17 protein-coding genes are annotated in these 20,974 nt (G+C 47.0%); 11 read left to right on the forward strand and 6 right to left on the reverse strand.

The features are described 5' to 3' along the window. Together KO533_RS12430 and KO533_RS12435 are read left to right on the forward strand one after the other, a co-directional pair. On the forward strand, positions 1 to 3,054 hold the full coding sequence (locus tag KO533_RS12430) for a CusA/CzcA family heavy metal efflux RND transporter (RefSeq protein WP_219254420.1): 3,054 nt from the start codon (positions 1 to 3) through the stop codon (positions 3,052 to 3,054). Next, entirely contained in the window at positions 3,051 to 3,356 is a 306-nt protein-coding gene (locus KO533_RS12435) for a DUF3240 family protein (protein WP_006079422.1), read from the forward strand. The genes KO533_RS12430 and KO533_RS12435 overlap by 4 nt, the downstream gene beginning before the upstream one ends. 66 nt (positions 3,357 to 3,422) lie before the next feature. Here KO533_RS12435 and KO533_RS12440 read toward each other — a convergent pair whose 3' ends face one another. The 3 genes from KO533_RS12440 to KO533_RS12450 all read right to left on the reverse strand — a co-directional run bounded on the left by KO533_RS12440 (position 3,423) and on the right by KO533_RS12450 (position 7,039). Continuing rightward, entirely contained in the window at positions 3,423 to 4,058 is a 636-nt protein-coding gene (locus KO533_RS12440) for a paraquat-inducible protein A (protein WP_219254466.1), read from the reverse strand. 113 nt (positions 4,059 to 4,171) lie between these two features. Then, positions 4,172 to 5,362: an HD-GYP domain-containing protein gene (locus KO533_RS12445; protein ID WP_105250731.1), complete on the reverse strand. Its 1,191-nt coding sequence runs from the start codon at positions 5,360 to 5,362 to the stop codon at positions 4,172 to 4,174. A gap of 306 nt (positions 5,363 to 5,668) precedes the next feature. Next, positions 5,669 to 7,039, reverse strand: coding sequence for an ABC transporter ATP-binding protein (locus KO533_RS12450; RefSeq protein WP_219254422.1), 1,371 nt, complete (start codon positions 7,037 to 7,039; stop codon positions 5,669 to 5,671). A gap of 515 nt (positions 7,040 to 7,554) precedes the next feature. On the opposite strand from KO533_RS12450, the gene KO533_RS12455 reads away from it, so the two are divergent. Then, a complete protein-coding gene (locus tag KO533_RS12455; protein ID WP_219254423.1) occupies positions 7,555 to 8,913 on the forward strand; it encodes an isochorismate synthase in 1,359 nt (452 codons plus the stop codon). Positions 8,914 to 8,934: 21 nt separating this feature from the next. Here the strand turns inward: KO533_RS12455 and KO533_RS12460 are convergent, their stop codons facing one another. Then, positions 8,935 to 9,675, reverse strand: a complete 741-nt coding sequence (locus tag KO533_RS12460) for a transporter substrate-binding domain-containing protein (RefSeq protein WP_219254425.1) — start codon at positions 9,673 to 9,675, stop codon at positions 8,935 to 8,937. Between the two features lie 205 nt (positions 9,676 to 9,880). On the opposite strand from KO533_RS12460, the gene KO533_RS12465 reads away from it, so the two are divergent. Together KO533_RS12465 and KO533_RS12470 are read left to right on the forward strand one after the other, a co-directional pair. After that, positions 9,881 to 10,540, forward strand: coding sequence for a 7-cyano-7-deazaguanine/7-aminomethyl-7-deazaguanine transporter (locus tag KO533_RS12465; protein ID WP_105250735.1), 660 nt, complete (start codon positions 9,881 to 9,883; stop codon positions 10,538 to 10,540). A 100-nt stretch (positions 10,541 to 10,640) separates the two neighbouring features. Beyond that, the gene (locus KO533_RS12470; RefSeq protein ID WP_219254427.1) at positions 10,641 to 11,099 is read left to right on the forward strand and encodes a GNAT family N-acetyltransferase; all 459 of its coding nucleotides are present in this window, start codon (positions 10,641 to 10,643) and stop codon (positions 11,097 to 11,099) included. A 338-nt stretch (positions 11,100 to 11,437) separates the two neighbouring features. Here the strand turns inward: KO533_RS12470 and KO533_RS12475 are convergent, their stop codons facing one another. Together KO533_RS12475 and KO533_RS12480 are read right to left on the reverse strand one after the other, a co-directional pair. Further along, positions 11,438 to 13,591 (reverse strand): cache domain-containing protein, encoded by a 2,154-nt coding sequence (locus KO533_RS12475; RefSeq protein WP_219254430.1) that lies wholly within the window; start codon positions 13,589 to 13,591, stop codon positions 11,438 to 11,440. A gap of 1 nt (position 13,592) precedes the next feature. Beyond that, entirely contained in the window at positions 13,593 to 14,975 is a 1,383-nt protein-coding gene (locus tag KO533_RS12480) for a sigma-54 dependent transcriptional regulator (protein WP_105250738.1), read from the reverse strand. A gap of 284 nt (positions 14,976 to 15,259) precedes the next feature. Between KO533_RS12480 and KO533_RS12485 the strand changes: the two genes are divergently transcribed. From KO533_RS12485 to moaA, 6 genes are read left to right on the forward strand one after another with little or no spacing between them, the layout of a single operon-like run. Continuing rightward, positions 15,260 to 16,084 (forward strand): substrate-binding domain-containing protein, encoded by an 825-nt coding sequence (locus tag KO533_RS12485; protein WP_219254433.1) that lies wholly within the window; start codon positions 15,260 to 15,262, stop codon positions 16,082 to 16,084. Continuing rightward, on the forward strand, positions 16,081 to 16,788 hold the full coding sequence (locus KO533_RS12490; RefSeq protein ID WP_105250740.1) for an ABC transporter permease: 708 nt from the start codon (positions 16,081 to 16,083) through the stop codon (positions 16,786 to 16,788). The genes KO533_RS12485 and KO533_RS12490 overlap by 4 nt, the downstream gene beginning before the upstream one ends. Positions 16,789 to 16,791: 3 nt before the next feature. Beyond that, positions 16,792 to 17,502, forward strand: coding sequence for an energy-coupling factor ABC transporter ATP-binding protein (locus KO533_RS12495; RefSeq protein ID WP_113940168.1), 711 nt, complete (start codon positions 16,792 to 16,794; stop codon positions 17,500 to 17,502). Further along, positions 17,486 to 18,076 carry a molybdenum cofactor guanylyltransferase MobA gene (gene mobA, locus KO533_RS12500; RefSeq protein ID WP_113940167.1) on the forward strand — a complete coding sequence of 197 codons (591 nt, stop codon included), beginning with the start codon at positions 17,486 to 17,488 and terminating at the stop codon, positions 18,074 to 18,076. The genes KO533_RS12495 and mobA overlap by 17 nt, the downstream gene beginning before the upstream one ends. Positions 18,077 to 18,112: 36 nt before the next feature. Further along, complete coding sequence (locus KO533_RS12505) at positions 18,113 to 19,924, forward strand: bifunctional molybdopterin-guanine dinucleotide biosynthesis adaptor protein MobB/molybdopterin molybdotransferase MoeA (RefSeq protein ID WP_219254435.1); 1,812 nt, start codon at positions 18,113 to 18,115, stop codon at positions 19,922 to 19,924. Between the two features lie 17 nt (positions 19,925 to 19,941). After that, the gene (gene moaA, locus KO533_RS12510; protein WP_131524425.1) at positions 19,942 to 20,925 is read left to right on the forward strand and encodes a GTP 3',8-cyclase MoaA; all 984 of its coding nucleotides are present in this window, start codon (positions 19,942 to 19,944) and stop codon (positions 20,923 to 20,925) included. Positions 20,926 to 20,974: the final 49 nt, after the last annotated feature.

A 20,974-nucleotide genomic window follows, 5' to 3' on the forward strand; every position in this document is an offset into this window, starting at 1 on the left:
ATGTTGACCTCAGTCATCCGCTTTTCGCTTACGCAGCGCTTATTTGTGCTGATTGTGGCGCTGATCATCATGTTAGCGGGAGCGCGAGCCTGGTTTTCCATTCCCTTGGATGCCTTTCCCGATATTTCGCCCACCCAAGTGAAGATTATCCTCAAGGCGCCCGGCATGACGCCGGAGGAAATCGAAGCGCAAATTACCGTGCCGATTGAAACCGAACTGTTAGGTATTCCCCATCAATCGATTCTGCGCTCAACCACTAAATACGCCATCAGCGATATCACCCTAGATTTTGACGAAGGCACAGATATCTATTGGGCGCGCCAGCAGGTGAGTGAACGCATCGCCGCCGTGTGGGACAGTTTCCCTGAAGGTGTGACGGGCGGCGTAGCGCCTATGAGTACGCCACTCAGCGAAATCTTTATGTTTTCACTCGAAAATCCCAATCTATCACTGATGGAAAGGCGTCAATTACTCGAATGGGAAATCCGTCCGCTACTACGCACCGTTGCAGGTGTCGCCGATGTGAATATCCTCGGTGGCTATGCCAAAAGCTTTAGTGTGACCCCCAAACCTGCGGCTATGGCGGCCGCAGGCGTAAGTTTTGCGGCGCTGCAACAGGCGATAGTGGAGAATAATCACAACGAAGGTGCGGGCAAGCTCACGATTGGTACAGATACCATCATAGTACGCGCCGAAGGTCGCATCGATGATATCGACGAGCTCAAACAATTGGTGATCAAGGCCGATGATGCCAGAGTGTATCGACTGCAGGATTTAGCCGATATTCAAATTGGCCACTTAGCCCGCTATGGCGCAGTCACTAAAGATGGCAACGAAACTGCCGAAGCCTTGATCATCGCCCTGAAAGACGCCAATACCGCACAAGTAGTCAAAAACATTAAAGAGAAACTCGATCAAATCAGCCTAACCTTGCCAGAAGGCAGCCAGATCAACACCTTTTACGACCGCGCGAATCTGATCAATACCGCGATTGAGACCATCTCCAATGCCTTGTTCGAAGCCGTAGTATTCGTGATCATCTTGCTGGCGCTATTTTTAGGCAACGTGCGCGCCGCATTGGTCGTGTCACTCTCGCTGCCTCTTGCCGCGTTGATGACGTTTTTGATGATGGATTACTTTAATCTTTCTGCAAACTTAATGAGCCTAGGCGGGCTAGTTATCGCCATCGGCATGTTAGTGGATTCATCTGTGGTCGTAGTCGAAAACATGGTGAATCTCATCGCTACTAAGCAGAGATTGCCGCGGCTGCATTTGATTTTTCGCGCGACTAAAGACGTTGCCATTCCCGTGGTGTCGGGCACAGTGATCGTCATGATAGTGTTCTCGCCCTTGCTGACCTTGAGCGGGCTCGAAGGCAAACTCTTTACCCCAGTTGCGGTCACTATCGTGTTTGCCATGCTGTCGGCGCTAGTGTTGTCGTTAACTGTCATTCCGGTTATCGCTTCTTATCTCGTCAACGAAAAAGCCGCCAAGGAACCTAAGGCGATTGAAAAGCTTAAACAGCTTTATCTGGCCAGTCTCAAGGGCACGTTTAGCCATCAAAAACGCTTTATAGTGATCGCCTTTAGCTTGCTTATCGTCAGCCTAGGGCTGTTCGGGTTAGTGGGAAAAACCTTTATGCCAACCTTAGATGAAGGCGACATTATCCTGCAGCTGGAGAAATCCCCATCGATTTCACTCGAAGCTTCGATTGCCATCGACAAGCAAATTCAGCAAACCTTGCTGGCTAAAGTTCCTGAAATCAAACAAATGGTGGCGCGTACTGGCGCGGATGAAATCGGCTTAGATCCCATGGGGCTCAATGAAACCGATGTATTCTTAGAACTTCTGCCCCGCAGCGAATGGCGCTTTGCAAATAAAGAAGCGCTTATCGATGCGATCCGCACTGTGTTATTGGACTATCCCGGCGTTAATTTTAACTTCACTCAACCGATACAAATGCGCGTGTCCGAAATGCTCACCGGTAGCATTGGCGACGTGGCGATTAAGGTCTTTGGTAATGATATCGACACCTTAGGTCAGCTCACGAGCCAAATCCAACAGCTGGTTAATGCCACCAGCGGCAGCGTCGATGTGAAAATGGCGATGATCGAAGGCAGCCCTTTTATCAACCTCACCTTAGATAACGAGCTCGCCCGTGGCTTTGGCATGAGCACCATGGAGTTTGCCCGCTACCTGAAAAGCCAGCTCGAAGGCGTAATCGTGACCGAAGTGCTACAAGGTAAAAAGCGCACCCCCGTGCTGATTGCTAACAATCAGAGCCACTTAAGCAGCATCAATGAGCTTAAAAATCAGTTACTGGTGATGCCAGATCACTCCTTAAAACGCCTAAGTGATGTCGCCACCTTAAGCTATAAGCAAGGCCCCATCCTTATCGAGCGTGAGCAAGGGAATCGCTTTTCAGTGATAACCACCAACGTGCAAGGTCGCGATATCGTGAGTTTTGTAGAAGAGCTCAACGCTAAAATTGCGCAGGAAATCAAACTCCCGAGCGGTTATAGCGTGAGTTTTGGTGGCGAATTTGAAAACCAACAGCGGGCCACCAGCAATTTACTACTAGTGATCCCCATTGCTATCGCACTGATCACCCTGATTTTATTTACGACATTTGGCTCGCTTGCCAAAGCGGGCTTAATCCTCGCCAACGTTCCCTTCGCTATGATGGGCGGCATAGTTAGCCTGTATTTATCGGGGGAATATTTGTCCGTGCCCGCCTCGGTTGGCTTTATCGCCCTACTTGGGGTTGCTGTGCTCAATGGCGTGGTGATGGTCAGCTATTACGAACAAACCAAGCACATGTTCAGTAATCTGCGCGAACGGGTAGAACAAGGTGCGGCGCGGCGTTTACGCCCCATTTTGATGACGGCGACAACGGCCATGTTTGGTCTTATGCCGCTAGTGTTTGCCTCAGGTCCTGGGGCTGAAATTCAAAAACCTTTAGCGATTGTGGTGATTGGCGGCCTGCTCACTTCAACCATTACCACACTGTATTTACTGCCAATTCTGTATTTTTGGCTGGAGAAACGTAAATGAGCACAGAACAACTGTTAGTACTGATCGCCCAAAATGATATTAAGGACGACATAGTCGATACCTTGATAGAGTTGGAGTTTCTATCGGGTTTTAGCCTAGGGAATATTTGTGGTTTTAGCCGTGAACACAGCCATTTTAATATCAAGGAACAAGTGGAAGGTTATCGGGAGTTTTGCAAATTCGAAATCATGCACCCCGCTGCACAACAAGCGGCGCTACTCGCGGCGCTGGCTTTGGTCTGCAAACATAATCCCTGTCGCTATTGGATTATGCCCATTTATCAAAATGGTACTCTGTCCTAACTCGCTGAGCGGTTAAATCTCGGCATCCCGACCTTATCGCTAAGGTCGGGATGCCTTATAAAATAGCTACAAAATTGGCGTTGGACGCCGCACTAAAAAACCACTCAGAATCGATAAAATGCAGTAAGCAGTAAAGAAGTAAAAACCGTTTTCAAATTGCGCCTGTGTTTTTAACATTTCCCCCATGCCACCTGAGGCGTTCCCCGCCATAAAGGTGATGATCAGCGCTACCACAAACACATCGGCCATCGACCACTTGGCGAGTGCATTGACGACGGCATTAATCCTCAGCTTCAGGCCAATCGAGCTAACACATTGCTGTGCCAGCATTAAACTCAACTTTAAGGCAGGCACCACCACGCTGAATAACATGACTAATCCCGCGACGAGCTCATTCCCAGAGTGATAAAGTTCGGTTACCGTTCCCCAAATACTGCGGGTTTTCTGCAACACTTCGACTTCGCCCTTAAGGCTATTAAACCCAAGCAACCCACTGACCATGCTTAACATGCCGCGGGCACTGTCACGCCCAGAGTCCTCATCAAATCTTTGGGCAACTTGCTCTATGCCTTGTTCCGCCAGCTTGGCCTTATCGATACTGCCGCTGATACTCAAAATAGGTTGAGTCACCCCAGGGATTAACAAAGCCAAGGATAAGATAATGATAAAAATAGGAAATAGAGATTTCATAGCACTGTTCATAGCATTGCTCGACCAGATAAATACTTTCAGTTTACGGTTTTTAGCGCAGGCTCTGCAATCATTCACACCAGCCATCGACTCAGATGACCGGCATTTAAGGTAGGATTTGAAGATTAATAGAAAGGCGTCGGATCGATATCTAATGTACTCGGTGACACACCGCGTTCAATATAAAGTTCAGATTTTAATAAATCCACCATAGCGACATCAGTGTAACGTTTTACTTTTAAAGAATAAAAACACTTTACGATTGGATGTAGCGCATCCCTATCTTTCGAGGCCCAAACAATACCAACACGACCATCCGACAATTCAACTAAGGAACCCACAGGGTAAACACCAATACAACGAATAAACTCATAGACCAATTCTTGATCCAAATGGAATGGCGTTAGACTGAGTAAAATTTTAAAGGCCGCGGCAGGGCTCATCGCCTCTTTATAACATCGCGTCGCTGTCAAAGCATCGAAGATATCAACGATACAACTCATACGGCCATGGCGGGGGATTTCATCACCCTTCAAACCCCTTGGATAACCTCTGCCATCTAATTTTTCGTGGTGCATTAAGCAGATATCTTTACTGATCTGCGACAGACCAGTAGTTTCGTTCATAATTTCAAGCGCATACACTTGATGCAGCTTCATATGTTCGAACTCTTCCGGCGTCAGTTTGCCCGGCTTATGCAGCACTTTATTGTCGACTTTAATCTTGCCAATATCGTGCAAAATCCCGCCGACCGCCATTTCCCGTAACATGACGCGATCTAGCTTTAAGTATTTACCAAAGGTAACCAGTAGAAAGGCGACATTCACTGAATGTTCAAGTAGATAGGCATCTTTTGAACGGAGTGCAGACATACATTTAAGCGCATCAGCATCCAACATCACTGACTCTATCATGGTATCGGCCAACGCTTCGAAGGGGGCAACTTCGATGGCTTTACCTTCGAAGGTCTCAGATAAGACTTTACGAATGAGGTCTTTCGCTTCGGTAAGCATGACTTTAGCTTGAGCTTGTTGCTTATCGCGGCTAATGAGCGCTTTTTTATTGTCAGTTTGATTATCGTTAGTGATTTTTTTCTTTAACCCACAATGTTCAGCCGAACGATCAGCGTCTACCCAAACAAATTTAATACCACTTTTAGCTAACTTTAAAATCGCATCCTTGTGTTTAATTTGTCCTGCATTTGCAATAGCAAGTTGACCTTTATCATTTTTGTCTATGGCACTGACAAACATACCCAATGTCAGCTGTGACACTGGTAATTTGATAAGTTCAACTGATTCTGCCGACTCACTCATATCTACAACCCCAAGGATGATGTGCCTGAATAAAATATCAACTTAACCATACGACATTAAAGCGACTTACGCTCAAATGTTCTGTTGTTATTTTTGATTATTATAGAACAGACGTGAGGGGCATTCTAAGACGAGGATTAGAAAATCACCATAGACTTTCTTGGTAAATAAAGGGGCTTAAACAAGATACGATGAAATCAGAGCTTAAGGTGTCGATTAGACCCATTTCAATCTCTCATTATTTCAACAAATGCCTAAGGGCTAGGCATTCAAAACCTGCGACCCTCACGCGCGAAAAGCTCACAACTACCCCACATAACGCTCAGCCATTTCAGTTGACTCTTCCACCAATAAACCATTACGTAAACTCAGTTGCCGTGACACAGCACTGTGTTCAATGCTTCTGTGAGTGCTGAGCAAAATAGCGCAACCTTGGGAGCTTAACCGCTTTAGCAAGTACCACACTTTGCCGTAGTAATGCTTATCCATCCCTGCCAATGGATCGTCCAAAAGCAGCACCTTAGGGCGTAGACAGGCAAGTGACGCTAAGCCAATCAAGTGCTGTTGGCCGTAAGATAATTTGTGGGGCGACAGATGGGCTAAGCTAAATAAATCCAACTCGTCCAACATTTGCACCGCTCGCTCTTTGGGGAGTTCAAAGCGCCTAAGGCTAAACTGCATTTCGGCTAGCACGTTAGACTCGAATAATTGTCGACTCGGCCTTTGCATCAACAGTCCCAATTCCGCGCCATAAATCCCCAATTTAGGCCTTCGCCCTAGCACTTTAAGGGGAAGACGCTGCCTTAAACTGTGCACACCCGCTATGGTTTTCAATAGACTCGTTTTACCAGAGCCGTTGTCGCCCACTAAGGTCACTATCTCCCCCGCCTGCAATTGGAATCCTTGTGGACACGCAAATAACGTGGGACAAGCATCGAACCCAAAATCAAAGGCTTCGGCACTGACTAAGACTTTACCTAAATGCTCAAACTTAGCCTGATTTCGCCACGCAGGCGCTTCAATTTGCGGCGCATCGCTCACGGTATAGATGCCTTCGGACAACTTGCCAGCCTCTAACTGCCAATAATGCTGAATAATCTCGGCGAATGCCGAAGCGTTATGCTCAACCAATACTAGCGCCATACCATCTTGGATAAGATTGCGAAGCACGACCAGCAGCTCACTCACACCGTGATCATCGAGTTGTGCCCAAGGTTCATCGAGCAGCAGTAAATGCGGCTCTGATACTAGTTGGGCGGCGATCATTAAGCGATATTTTTGACCGAGGGAAAGCGTGCTGACTTGGGTATCGAGGCGCAGATACAAGCCCACGCGCCGCAGTGCTAATTGTACTTTAGGTAGTATTTGCTCGGCGGGAATACCGAGGTTTTCTAAGGCGAAAGCCACCTCGGCACCAACAGTTTGCCTTAGTAGCTGAGTTTGTGGGTCTTGCATTACCAGACCCGTAACCAATTGAGGATAACGCCAGATGTCACCTTCATGCGGGCGATTTAACACGCCCGCCAGTAGGTTTAGCAGACTCGATTTTCCTGAGCCCGTAGGACCGCTCACGCAATGACATTGGCCAGTGCCAATAGCCAAGTTAACTTCCTGCAATACCGTCGGTAACTGGCTGCCATAGTTGAAGCTAACGCCTTCGAGATCTAAGAGTTTCATGCTATATCTGCCTATAAAGATCTAACGAACAGCCTATGACAAGGCTTCACCCTAGTCGTCTTTTCATTCCCACGCCGAGTCATACGTTAATAGGCATCTAACTTGTCACGTAGAAAATTTAAGATGTGCCAGCTATTGTGGACCGCGATTATTCTGTCTCAACCGAAAAACGTTTAAAAACCAACCTAGATCGACTAATTACGACAAAGGGAAAGTACATTTAGCGACTAAGAGACAAAATGTCCACCGAGGGTGACTTGCCCGACAAAAAGACCCACTCAAGTCACATTTTTTATCAGCGTAAAATGAGACTATGGCGAAAGTCACACGATAGGGCCTTACATCTTGACACACTCGACCGTGGCCTTTAATTTGAGCGAAAGATTCTTATTTACAGACTAAAATCACTACAGGTAAATGGCTTGTAAAAGAGGACATTAACCTGAGTCGAATTTACTGACGCTGACAGAGTGACCTTCAGCTTTCGCCTTCATCCGTTATCTTTGGAGTTCTATTTGCCCGTTCATGCCCTGTCTGAAGACCTTAAGTCTCTCATCGACAAACTCATTCAATTAAAGCAAGTTCCACCGACGGAACCGATAGTGCAGTTGTCACTAAACACTGTCGCTATGCCTTTAATTTCATGGCTGGCATCCCAGACTCAATACCCAAGGATCTACTGGCATGGGCGCGACAGAATCGAAGAAGTCGCGGCGATAGGGGCGTGCAAAGACTTTAGATTTGAAACCGGAATCAATGATCAGCAACTGGCCATGGCCTACCAAGAGCAGCGAGCCTTATCGACGAATCAGAATATTCGCTACTATGGCGGTGTTGCCTTCGATCGCACTATAGAGTCTTGGCCTGAGTTCGGTAATAGCCGCTTTATCCTGCCGCGCATTGAATTTAGACGCAGTGGTAACAAATTTAGCCTATTAGTGAATCTTAATTTTGCTGATAATGATCACCATACCGAGATAGATAAGGCCATCGGCGCTATCGAAGCCGTCATGCCTGCTAAGCCACTCTCGCCACCTAAAAAGATCGTTCCACTTGGGCGCAGTGACAAACCTGATTTTGAACGTTGGAAGACATTAGTCGAGCAAGTGGTGGATCCTAAGTTCAATCAAGATACCCCAAAAGTCGTGTTATCCCGCTTAACACAACTTGAAGTCAACGAACCTATCGATCCTTGGATGGTGCTGGCTTGCTGGCAGGGCCGTAATCCCAATAGTTTCCAGTTTGGCTTTCAATTTAGCCCAGATCGCACTTTTATCTCTTGCTCACCAGAGCGTTTATTCCGCCGCCGTCAGCAGGAGCTATTTACCGAGGCACTTGCTGGTACAACGGTACGCGGTCTCAATCAAGAAGAAGATATTGCGCTGGCGAACGCTTTATTAGAAGACAACAAAAATAGCGTTGAAAACCAACTTGTTCGCAGTCACATAGTGAATATGCTCACGCCGCTGAGCAATTATGTTGGCGCCGATGAATTAGCGACTATTTTTAAGCTGAACCATATTCAACATTTACACCGTGCAATTCGAGCCGAATTGAAACCGGGCGTGAATGATTTCCAACTGTTACAAGCCCTGCATCCTACTCCTGCAGTTGGCGGCTTGCCGCGGTATTCAGCGCTAAACTTTATTCGTCAACGTGAAGGTTATATTCGCGGTTGGTACGCCGGTGCCTGCGGCTATTTCAATAAATATGAGAGTGAGTTTTCGGTAGCGATCCGCAGTGCGCTGATCGAACCCGGTCGGATTAACCTATTTGCAGGGGCGGGAATTATTGCAGGTTCTGAGCCCGAAGCTGAGTGGCAAGAGCTTGAAAATAAACTCGCAACCATAATGTCGATTTTATTCGAAATGTAATAAGCCTAGTAAACATTAAGACTATTCAGCGCCATCAGCCCTTCGTTTTTCAATCGTTTCAAGGTAAAGCCTGTCCTGTTCACCCGAATCGATTAAGCGCTTATGTGCAAGGTCAAAATGCTGTTTCAACATCTGGCCTTTCTCGGTGTTAGCGAAAACAAAATAGGTTTCGGCCTTGAGTACACCTTGAATAATCACAAAATTTTGTGGCGCCTTTAATTTAGGAACAAACGTAAGTAAATTAGGTTTGTAATCTAGCACGGCATCTATACGTCCAGCATTTAAGCTATTGAGCATAGTCAACATATCGCTACTTTCTTCGTAATACATAGGCACAGGTGTCAGCATATTGTATCTGTAGGCAAGCATGGCCTGAACCTTCTTGTGGGATAGGCTTTCAATACCAGTCCAGCCTGCCGCCACCTCGGCAGTAACAGCCACATCGATAGAGTCCACTTCAACCATATTCTCTGTTAATAGCCCCTTTTTAATATCCCCCTTGTAAACGCTGAGCGTGATATCGGTACGATTGTGCTCAACAAGATATAAACTGCGGGCAAAAGGCATAAACTGTACATTGAGTTGCCATTCTGGCTCAGGGAAAATCCGCTGAAGTAACTCGAAGTAGTAACCCGTTTTATCACGATTGGCAAATCCCTCCCAAGTTGACGTTGCGACATTGACCACTATCGGCTGAGCGGCGGAAACAGATACAGGTAACACAGCTAAAAATAAGCAAAAAGTAGCAAAAAATCGTCTCATGGCTATCCTCCTTCGACGTATTCAAAGTGTAGAAGAGTTTTCATTCTATGTGCACATTTAAACAGCAGACTTGCATCTTAAAACTCGACCACTATAATGGCGACCCGATTTCAGCACGCTGTCACCGGCAATAAAGTCGTAAACATAATAAATTGAATATTAGCGGGTTCCCTCACCCCGCCCTACACAACTAAAAAGGCCACATATGTTAATGTTAACCACAGCGCAGCTTCGCCGCGCTTTATTCCTATTAGTAGGATTTCACATACTGATTATTTGCGTCAGCAACTACTTAGTACAATTGCCATTTCAACTGTTTGGCTACCACACAACTTGGGGGGCATTCAGCTTTCCGTTCGTGTACTTAGCCACAGATCTCACTGTCCGTATTTTTGGCCAACAAGCCGCACGCAGCATCATACTCAAAGCTATGATTCCCGCTTTGATGATTTCCTACGTGATGGGAGTGATGTTCCATCAAGGCAGCTTTCAAGGTGCTGATTCACTTGCACAGTGGAATACCTTTGTGTTCCGAATTGCCTTTGCCAGCTTCGCGGCTTATTTGATTGGTCAGTTGATGGATATTAAGGTTTTTGCCCGTATTCGAGCCAGTCGCTCTTGGTGGGTCGCCCCTGCAGCCTCCACCTTAGTTGGAAATCTGGTCGATACTTTAGTCTTTTTTAGTATCGCCTTTTACGCCTCTTCCGATAGCTTTATGGCAGCCAATTGGCCCGAAATCGCTACAGTCGATTACGGCTTTAAGCTAATCGTGAGCTTAGGCCTTTTCCTACCGGCATACGGTGTTTTGCTAAAAGTCTTACAGGACAAGATTTTGCGAGCCAATCCGCAAGAATCAATTTCCTAATTAACCAAACTGGCCAGACCTGTTATAATTTAACCAGTTAATAGCTCAGCCCTGCTCCTGTTAACGCGCGAGTGGGGCTGATTTTTTATGAGAGTAAACTATGTATTCTATTGAAATTAAAGCAGAGTCAAGTTTGACTCCCGAGTTAGCCGCTCAGCTTATCCAACTTAGCCAACAAATCCCTGAGCTCGATCACCCACTCACAAACGAAGTGTTGGACCAGCGCTTACAGGGCAAGACATGTTTGATCTTAGTCGCATATGTAGAAGGTGAACTTGCGGGTTTTAAACTGGGTTACGAGCAAGAAGAAGCCATATTTTACAGCTGGTTGGGTGGAGTAGCATTCGACTTTAGACGTTTAGGCTTAGCGCAGAGTCTACTCGAATATCAAGAAACTTGGGCGCGCCGCCAAGGATATAATCATATTCAAGTGAAAACGCTGAACCGCTTCCCTGCGATGCTTAATTTATTGATCTGTAATCAATATTTAATTACTGAACTGACAGCCGATCCTAAAAGCTTAGTCGATCATAAACTGTATCTGTGCAAGTCGATCTAAACCGTTAATGGATGAGAGCAAAACGATATTTGTAAAGATGTGCACTTTTTGCAATAAATAGCTTGCAAACACAATTGAGAATGATTATCGTTAACGTGCGTTCCAAAACTCATCTTTAACAACGATGACTGGTAATCGACGTTGTTATGGAGCTCCTGAGTTTGCAAGCACGACATTGCTCACACACACTCTTTGTGGCCGGACTCATCATCCGGCTTTTTTTTGCCTAAAAATCAGTAATGCAAAGCCACATAATACAAAGCCAGCAATCGCTCGACATATTTTAATTCAAACTTAATCAGCCAAATACAACACAATGTCTATCTAACGGGATAAGACTAATCTGCAGACATATCGCTGTAGTTGCCCGCAAAGTGTAAGCCATCGTAGGGATTATTTTGCTGATCTTCCTTCGCTTCATGATACAAACCTATGGTAAATAAAGACCCTTTACCCAAAGTTGAACTCACTTCTATCGTGCCACCAATCCGCTTGATAATGCCGTAACTGAGCGAAAGACCTAAACCAGTGCCATCCTTACGTGTGGTATAAAAAGGGTCGAATATCCGTCCAAGCTGCTCTGGCGCTATCCCTGAGCCTTCATCTTCCACTTCGATTTTGACGCCAATCGGCATATCTTGCTGCACCCAGTCATAGGTTCGCACCCAGATACGTCCTTTACCGTCCATCGCATGCGCCGCGTTTACCACCAGATTAATCAAGACTTGCAGCAACTGCGGACGATTAACCTGTACTGGACAACTGGCGTTCAACTCAGTGATCAGCACGACTTCTTGTTTTTGAATCGAATGTCGCACCAACACCAACATTTCTTCGATAATAGGAGTCATCGGATGCATTTCTAGTGGTGCGTTGAATTCGCCAGGTCGGCTGTATTGTAACAGGCTACGGATGATAGTGCTGATCCGCCCAACCTGTTGAATGACTAGATCAATTTCTTCTTTTACTACTTCAGCATTATCACCAAGTTCGTAGCGCAGTAATTCCATATTGCCAAGAATTACAGCAGTCGGATTATTGATTTCATGGGCGATACCTGCGGTCAATTCGCCAAGAGCAGTGAGCTTCTCGTTAGTGACGAGCTGTTGACGCGTTTCGTTTAGTAATGCCACGTTACGTTGCAGCTCTAAGGTTTTATCCTGCAGGCTGCGAGTACGCTCTTCAACCTTCATTTCAAGCTGTTCTGCAGCCGCTTGAATTTGGGCATTTCGACGCTGTAGCAAGTCAAGCATACTGTCAAATTGCTCGGCTAGGTTCGATAACTCATTATCCCTATCTAATCCTAAGGCGCCGATACGAATATTGCGCCCCGACTGCACAGCTTGTACAACATGGTGAATACGTTCAATTGGCTGCAATAAACTATAAGCACCGCGATAAACCAGCAGGCCAGAGACCAACAGCACTAACATTAGAATCGTGCCTAGCTCTATGATATTGAGTAAATAATTATGGATAAATGGCGATTCAGAAAAGCCGGTATAGATCATACCGACACGTTGGCCGCGAACATCTTCCAAGGGGGCATAAGCGGAAATAAACCAATCGTTAAATACGAAAGCGCGATCGACCCACTGCTCACCTTGAGTTAACACTTTGTCTTTCACTTCCTCCGATACTAAACTGCCAAGCGCGCGGCCCAGCGTCTCATTGCCTGTGGGATAAAAATGCAGCGGCACGTTGGTGGAAATACGGATGTTATCTAAGAAGATGGTCACAGTACCGATGGAACGCTCGGGCAAGGTGCCTTTGTCGTATACCAGATCACGAATGTGGTCGACAATTCGAGTATCGCGATTAAACAAGATCCCACCATCGAGATACCAAGTCACTTTGCCTTCCATATCAGGGACGGGCAATAAGCTACGGCTCAATAAACCACGTTCTTCAACGGTTTTAACGGGGCTCTGCGCCCGCAAGGTTGCAACTATCGGAATGCTCGCAGTGATAGCCAATTCGGGGTCGATACGTGCTAAACGCTCGGGCGGCAGCACCATCAAGCCGGAGTAAGGTAATAAACCGTCTAACTTAGGAAGGATTTGGCGTAAATCTGGGTCTGCGGCCGCTTCGGCAACACTGACTAAACGCAGATAATCGAGATTTAGCTGTTTTTTCTGTTCAAGGAGAAAAGCATCAATACTGGCTCGGTAGCTGACTTCGCCACTTAATTCTTTACCACTGAAAAGTGGCCTAAAGTCATTTTGAAAGGTCCAAGACGTCACCACACGTTCAAGTTGTTTTTCTTGGCGTACTTGCACTTGCTGCAAAGTGTTTTCGGCAACAGATAAGTCAGCTTTAACCTTCATAAACAGCTGCTTACCTGTATAACTGATGTTCCAGTAAATAGTGATAAACACTAAACTCACCAGTGTCAGTAGAATGGGCAGTAACGTCAGGATTAATATGCGATAGCGCACCTTGGCCTGCATTTGCTGCCAACTGACACCAAAAAAGTGAGTGAAGAATGACACCCTATGACTCCTGTTCGCCACTAAAATCAAACCACTCTTTATACTTGCGATCTAAGGTCTTACGCGAAACGCCTAAATCCCTCGCCGCGGCAGACTTATTGCCAGAATGTAAGTCCACAACACTGGTCACATGGTGTTTTTCCACGTCTTTCAATGGCCAATCCAATGGATAACCCGATGTGGATAAAGACTCACTCTTCAGCTGTTGCTTCCAATATTCCGCTGGCGGTTTGCCCAGCAAAATACAACGCTCAATCATGTTGCGCAGTTCACGAATGTTACCAGGCCACTCGTGTTGCTGTAGTTTCACCATATCTTCATGGCTCCACACGACTTCTCTTACCCCTAATTCAGCGGCAAGTTGGCGAGTGAAATGATGGGTTAACTCCACTACATCTTCGGGTCTATCACGTAATGGCGGGATTAAAATATCAAGCACATTCAGCCGATAATATAAGTCTCGACGGAAATTCCCTGCATCCACTTCATCAATCAGAGTACGATTAGTGGCCGCGATCACTCGCACATCGATGTTAACTTCTTTCTCGCTGCCCACAGGACGAATCGCTTTTTGCTCTAATACTCGGAGTAAAGCCGTTTGCATTTTCAGTGGCATTTCGCCAATTTCATCGAGAAAAATCGTCCCGCCCGAGGCAAAACTGAATAAACCTTCACGATTGCCTTTCGCCCCCGTAAATGCACCGGCGGTATGGCCAAACAATTCACTTTCGAGCAGTTCAGGGGCGATAGAGCCACAGTTAACTGGGACAAAAGGTCCCTGACGTCCACTGAGCAAATGTAATTGCCGTGCGACTAATTCCTTACCTGTGCCCGACTCACCTTGGATCAAGACGACGGCATTGGTCGGCGCCACACGTTCGATGATATGTTTCACCGACTTCATGGCTTCACTGCTGCCAATAATGGTCGATGAATAACCGATTGAAACCTCACGACGCAGCATCAAGTTTTCACGTTTAAGCAAGCGACGTTCGATACAGCGATCGACCGCAGTCATCATCTGTTCGAGGTGGAAAGGTTTCATGATGAAGTCAGAAGCACCCGCGCGTAGCGCGGTAATCGCGACTTCCATGTCAGCATAGCCGGTCATAAAAATGATGTCCGAACGACGCCCCTGCTCATCCAACGCTTCATGCCATTCGATACCCGAACGACCAGGCAGACGAATGTCGACGATAAGCAAATCGAAATGGCAACGGCTACGCAGCTGCTCCGCATCTTCGATACTGCCCGCCGTTTCAACTAAGGCAAATTTCTTCGAAAGTGCCTTATTTAAAAAACTCCGCATTCCGGGTTCATCATCAACAATCAGTACCGATACTGCCGATGGAAGAGGCTTGAGGTTATTATCTATCTGGCTCATATTGTCTGCTTCTGGACATTTTGACTCATTTGCGACCAATTCTAGCACTGAAAATAGATGAATAGGTCACTATGAACCATCAGAAGTTTGTCCTGAGACAATTTGTCTGTAGAGTATTTGTTAAGCTTGCGATCAAGCTCACAAATTAGGTTAAGCTGTGAAGAAAATGACCGCATTCTCAGCTTGGCATCTAACTTGCTTTCAACCGAACGTATTACAATTTACGAGACCTTCCACTCAGTAGGCATTTGAGTTGGAATCCTATTTTCCGCCAAGGAGTACCCATGCTAAACATGAAATCTCATATGAAGTCATTACTGGGACTGGTTGTTGCAGCCAGTATGTTCACTGTTTTACCCGCTCACTCGACTGAAATTATCAAGTTAGCCACCACCACCAGCACAGAAAACTCAGGCCTATTGAAAGAACTGTTACCTAAGTTCGAAAGTGCATCAGGCTACAAGGTTCAAGTCATCGCCACTGGTACAGGTAAAGCCCTGAAACTAGGTGAGCAAGGTGACGTGGATTTAGTCATGACTCACGCGCCTAGCGCCGAAGCTAAATTCGTCGCCGATGGTTTTGGTGTTGAGCCCCGCGGCATTATGGAAAATGATTTCGTAGTACTTGGCCCTAAAAACGACCCAGCAAAAATCCGTGACAGCAAAACGGCCGAAGAAGCCTTCGTTAAAATGGCAAAATCAGGCGTACCTTTTATCTCTCGTGGTGACAATTCAGGCACTCACATCAAAGAGTTAGAAGTATGGAAAGCGGCAAATGTTACTCCTAACTTCAAAGGTTATACTTCAGTAGGTCAAGGCATGGGTAAAACCCTGCTGATGGCAAACGAAATGCAAGGTTACACTCTGTCTGACCGTGGTACTTTCGTGGCTTATAAAACTAAGCTCGATCTTGCCGTTGATTTCGATGGTGGTAAAACCTTAGCCAACCCATACCAAGTCATTCTCATCAACCCTGCTAAATACCCAGATCTGAACCACAAAGGCGCTAAAGCATTCAGCGACTGGTTGATCAGCAAAGAAGGTCAAAGCATGATCAACAACTTCAAAGTCGAAGGCGAGCAATTGTTCAAGGCAACTTATAGCGAATGAACGACGGCTGGCTAGCACTATTACAGCAGGCGTTAAGCCTGCTGTTTTCTTTAGACCCTGACGTTTGGTCCATCATTTCGATCTCGTTTTCGGTTTCTTTCGCGGCACTGCTGATCACGCTTGTTCCTTCCATGGTGCTCGGCTTTGTGTTGGCGTTTGCACCATTTCGCGGCAAATGGATAGTCACTAACTTAGTTCAAACTCTGCAATCAATCCCTACAGTGGTTATCGGTCTACTCGTGTATTTACTGCTAACGCGTAACGGTCCTCTGGGCGATCTAAAATGGTTATTTACCCAAGAAGGCATGATTCTCGGGCAAATGTTCATCTGTGCCCCCGTGCTAATTGCAATGAGCCAAGCCGCATTCACTAGCGTTGATCGCAGAGCTTGGGAAACCTCACGCACCTTAGGTGCCTCTTGGTGCCGTGCAGTGTGGACAGTATGCCGAGAACTGCGCATGCCCTTACTGCTTGCGATTGTCGCAGCGTTTAGTCGCATTCTGACCGAAGTCGGCTGCTCTATGATGGTCGGCGGCAATATTTTAAACGTGACCCGTAATATTCCTACCGCAATCGCACTTGAAACCAGCAAAGGTGACTTTGCCCAAGCTATCGCCCTCGGGCTAGTGCTGCTAATCTTGGCCTTGATCCTCAACTTTGCCTTAGGTAGTTTACGCGGCAAAGCCATGCCAAGGAGCCACTAAGCAATGACTAAGGTCAAACTGATCGCCCGTGACGTAGAAATGTCCTTTGGCGCGCGCCTGTTATTCAAAGCCGACGTATTATCGCTCTGCCAAGGAGATGTGATTTATCTGCAAGGCGACAATGGCACAGGCAAATCAACCTTGATGAAAATTCTGGCGGGCTTAATGCCACCAACCAAAGGCCATATTGAGGCTGTCGGTTTTGCCAAAAATGCTTGGTGGCGACGCAATCCATTGTTAGGTAAGGCCGTTTATCTGCACCAACATCCTTATTTGTTCGACGGCACAGTGGAATATAATCTCACCTATGGGCTGAATTTCAGCTCAGAAACAAAAGCCAAGGCGAAACAGCGGATTACTCAAGCGATTGAGATGGCGCAGCTAGGGTCGCTGCTGCAGGCAAGGGCCAGTAATCTCTCTGGCGGCGAAAGACAGCGCCTCGCGATTGCGCGCGCTTGGATCCTACAACCTAAACTATTAATGCTCGATGAACCCACCTCCAATATGGACAAGGATTCCCAAGAGCTAGTATTGAAAATGATCCAACAACTCAAACACGAAGGCACAGGAATGTTACTGAGTAGCCATCAGAATTGCGCGCTAACCGCCATCTGCGAACAACAGTGGCACATAGAAGGTGAGCGCGTGATGACCTCTTATCAACAGCCTGAATCTTTGCCAGCACAGGAGCCTTTGTATGTCATCGCAAATTGATGCCGTTATTCTCGCCGGTGGTATGGCCCGTCGCATGGGTGGCGACGATAAAGGTCTCGTCGAATTAAACGGCGAAGCCATGATTAAGCACACAATAGATAGAATAAAACCTCAGGTTAAGGAGATCCTGATCAACGCAAATCGTAACCAAACACGTTATGCTGAGTTCGGTTTTAAGGTGATAAGTGACGAGCATAGTGGTTTCCTCGGACCTTTAGCGGGTATGATCACCGCTATGGGCCAAACAGATGCGGACTACTTGTTGGTAGTGCCCTGCGACTGTCCACTCCTGCCACTCGACCTTGTTCCGCGTATGTTGGCAGCAATTGAAGCAGAAAAAGCCGAGATTGCTGTCGCCAGTGACGGTGAGTATGAACAACCCGTTGTTTTACTCTTAAAACCTAGCTTACGTGACTCGATGAAAGCGTTTCTTGAGGCGGGTGAGCGTAAAGTGGACTTTTGGTATATCAAACATCACTTCGTCGTAGCGTCATTCGCCGACCAGCCCAATGCTTTTGTGAATGTGAATACGCCAGAACAAAAACAACGACTAGCGATAGAAATCACCCAATAGCTAAAAAGGCTCCAATAACCCATATTAGAGGTGCAAATGAGTAACCCCTTCGTCAATCCGCTCGCTATTCCCGTTCTCGGATTTTGTGCCTACAGTGGCACGGGGAAAACCACCTTACTCAAGCAATTGATCCCCGAATTAAATCAACGTGGCCTGCGCTTAGCCGTAATCAAACATGCCCACCATAATTTCGACGTAGATATTCCCGGCAAAGACAGTTACGAAATGCGCAAGGCTGGCGCGCGACAAATGCTGGTAGCGTCCCATGTACGCTGGGCGCTGATGACAGAAGATGCGCGCGATGGCGATCCTGAGTTAGTCCATCTACTCAAGCAAATCGAAGCCAACAAAGTCGATATTGTCCTCGTCGAAGGCTTTAAAAAGCTCGCATTACCTAAAATTGAATTGCACCGCGCCGCCCACGGCAAACCTTTTATCTACACCCAAGATGAGAATATCCTCGCCATCGCCTGTTGTGATGACACTCAGTTGCCAAACGACGCACTCCCGAGTGAGCTGCGCCGACTCGATCTCAACAATGTCAGCCAAATTGCCGATTTTGTGATGGAGTACACCCAAAACTGGAAAGCGCCACTCCAATACCCCATTTCGGCAGTGGATGCCTGCGCCATAGGCGACAATAAAAACCTCAGCGTCAGCCAAGGTTTAGCGCAAATTTTATCCCATGTTTCACCTGTGGCAGAGATTGAAGACATCGAGTTAGACGCCTTAGATAACCGCGTACTGGCCAGCGACAGCATTTCTCCCGTTGACGTGCCACAACAAACCAATTCGGCGATGGATGGCTACGCCTTTGTCTATCAAGACCCAATGCCTGCCACCTTAAAATTGGTGGGAGAGGTTCTTGCCGGTCATCAATATTCGGGCACGCTTATGGTCGGCGAAACCGTGCGTATCATGACGGGCGCAACAGTGCCTGCAGGTGCCGATACTGTGCAGCCCAGAGAGCTTGCCAAGGAAGTAGATGGCATTGTTAGCTTTGAAGGCCGCATTCTTTCTGGCCAACACGTTCGCCTCGCAGGAGAAGATATTGCTCAAGGCCAAGTCGCACTTGCAAAAGCCACTCGCCTAAGCGCCGCCGAACAAGGTTTACTGGCCTCACTCGGGCTCAATCACGTGAGTGTATATCGCCGCCCAACTGTTGCAGTATTCTCCACCGGCGATGAAGTGAGCCAGCCCGGCGAAGTACTCAAAGCTAACTGCATTTATGACTCAAACCGCTTTACCATCAAAGCGATGGCAAAACGTCTCGGTTGTGACGTTATCGATTTAGGCATTATCGAAGATTCTGAAGCCGCCCTTGAAGCAACTCTCGCTAAAGCCGCCAACCTTGCTGATGTCGTCATTAGCTCGGGTGGCGTGTCTGTCGGCGATGCGGACTACATCAAAACCGTGCTTGCACGCCTCGGAAAAATTGATTTCTGGCGGATTAGCATGCGTCCGGGTCGGCCACTCGCCTTTGGTAAAGTAAATGACAGCTTATTCTTCGGGCTACCTGGCAACCCAGTCGCAGTCATGGTGTCTTTCCTGCAATTTGTGCAGCCCGCTTTACGAAAATTAGCAGGTGAAGTGAATTGGCAAGCGCAGCTATTCCCTGCAATAAGTGATGAAACTCTACGAAGCCGCCAAGGCCGCACCGAATTTATTCGCGGGATTTATCAGCTTGGTAAAGATGGACGCCTACACGTGAGTAGCACGGGCAACCAAGGTTCTGGGATGTTAAATTCAATGGTTAAAGGGAATTGCCTCATCATCATAGGGGATGATGCAGAAGCCGTGAATGCAGGTGAAACTGTATTTATTCAACCCTTTGCGGATCTGCTATAGGATCCAGTGAGTTTTTTATGAGTCTAATTGTGGATTCCTTTGGCCGTAAGGTCGAATATTTACGGCTCTCGGTCACCGACCGCTGCGACTTTCGCTGTGTTTATTGCATGACGGAAGATCCCTGTTTTCTGCCAAAGGACCACGTACTCCACCTCGAAGAATTAGCTTGGATTGCCCAAGCCTTTACCGAGCTTGGTGTGACTAAAATTCGCCTGACCGGCGGTGAGCCCTTAGTTCGCACCGATTGCGACCAGCTAGTGGGTCTGCTTGGTAAGCTGCCTGGGCTGACGGATTTATCCATGACCACCAATGGTTCAAGGCTGACAAAATTCGCTAAACCCATGTTTGATGCAGGATTAAAGCGCCTCAATATCAGCCTAGATACCTTAAACCCCACACTGTTTACTCAGCTAACGCGTAACGGCAAATTAGACAGAGTCATCGATGGTATTGATGCGGCTATTGCGGCGGGATTTGAACGTATCAAGATTAATGCGGTGATTTTAAAACAGCAGAACGATAATGAAGTTATTGATTTAGTTGATTTCTGCCGTGGCCGTAACTTAGACATCGCCTTTATCGAAGAAATGCCACTTGGCGAAATGGATGAGCGGAAACGCGCCCGTCATTGCAGCAGCGATGAAGTAAAAGCCATCATCAATAGTCACTATCCGCTACAGCTTTCCAACAAACGTACCGGTGGCCCAGCACGTTATTACACTATGGCCGACAGCCCAATCCATATCGGCTTTATCTCGCCCCACAGTCACAACTTCTGCCACGAATGTAATCGCGTGCGCGTCACAGTCGAAGGCCAATTACTGCTGTGTTTAGGCAATGAACATGCTGTTGATCTCAAAAGCATAGTCAGGGAATTTCCGGCTGATATTGAAAGATTAAAAGTCGCTATTCTCGCGGGAATTAATCTCAAACCTAAGCAGCATGACTTTGGCAATAATCAGGTACAAATCCTACGCTTTATGAACGCCACCGGCGGTTAAGCATCACCACTCCATCGCTTAAGGGCTAGCATCTCAATTTGGCCGTGAT

Origin of the sequence: Shewanella sp. NKUCC05_KAH (assembly GCF_019345585.1) — a bacterium.
GTDB classification, from domain to species: Bacteria; Pseudomonadota; Gammaproteobacteria; order Enterobacterales; family Shewanellaceae; genus Shewanella; species Shewanella oncorhynchi.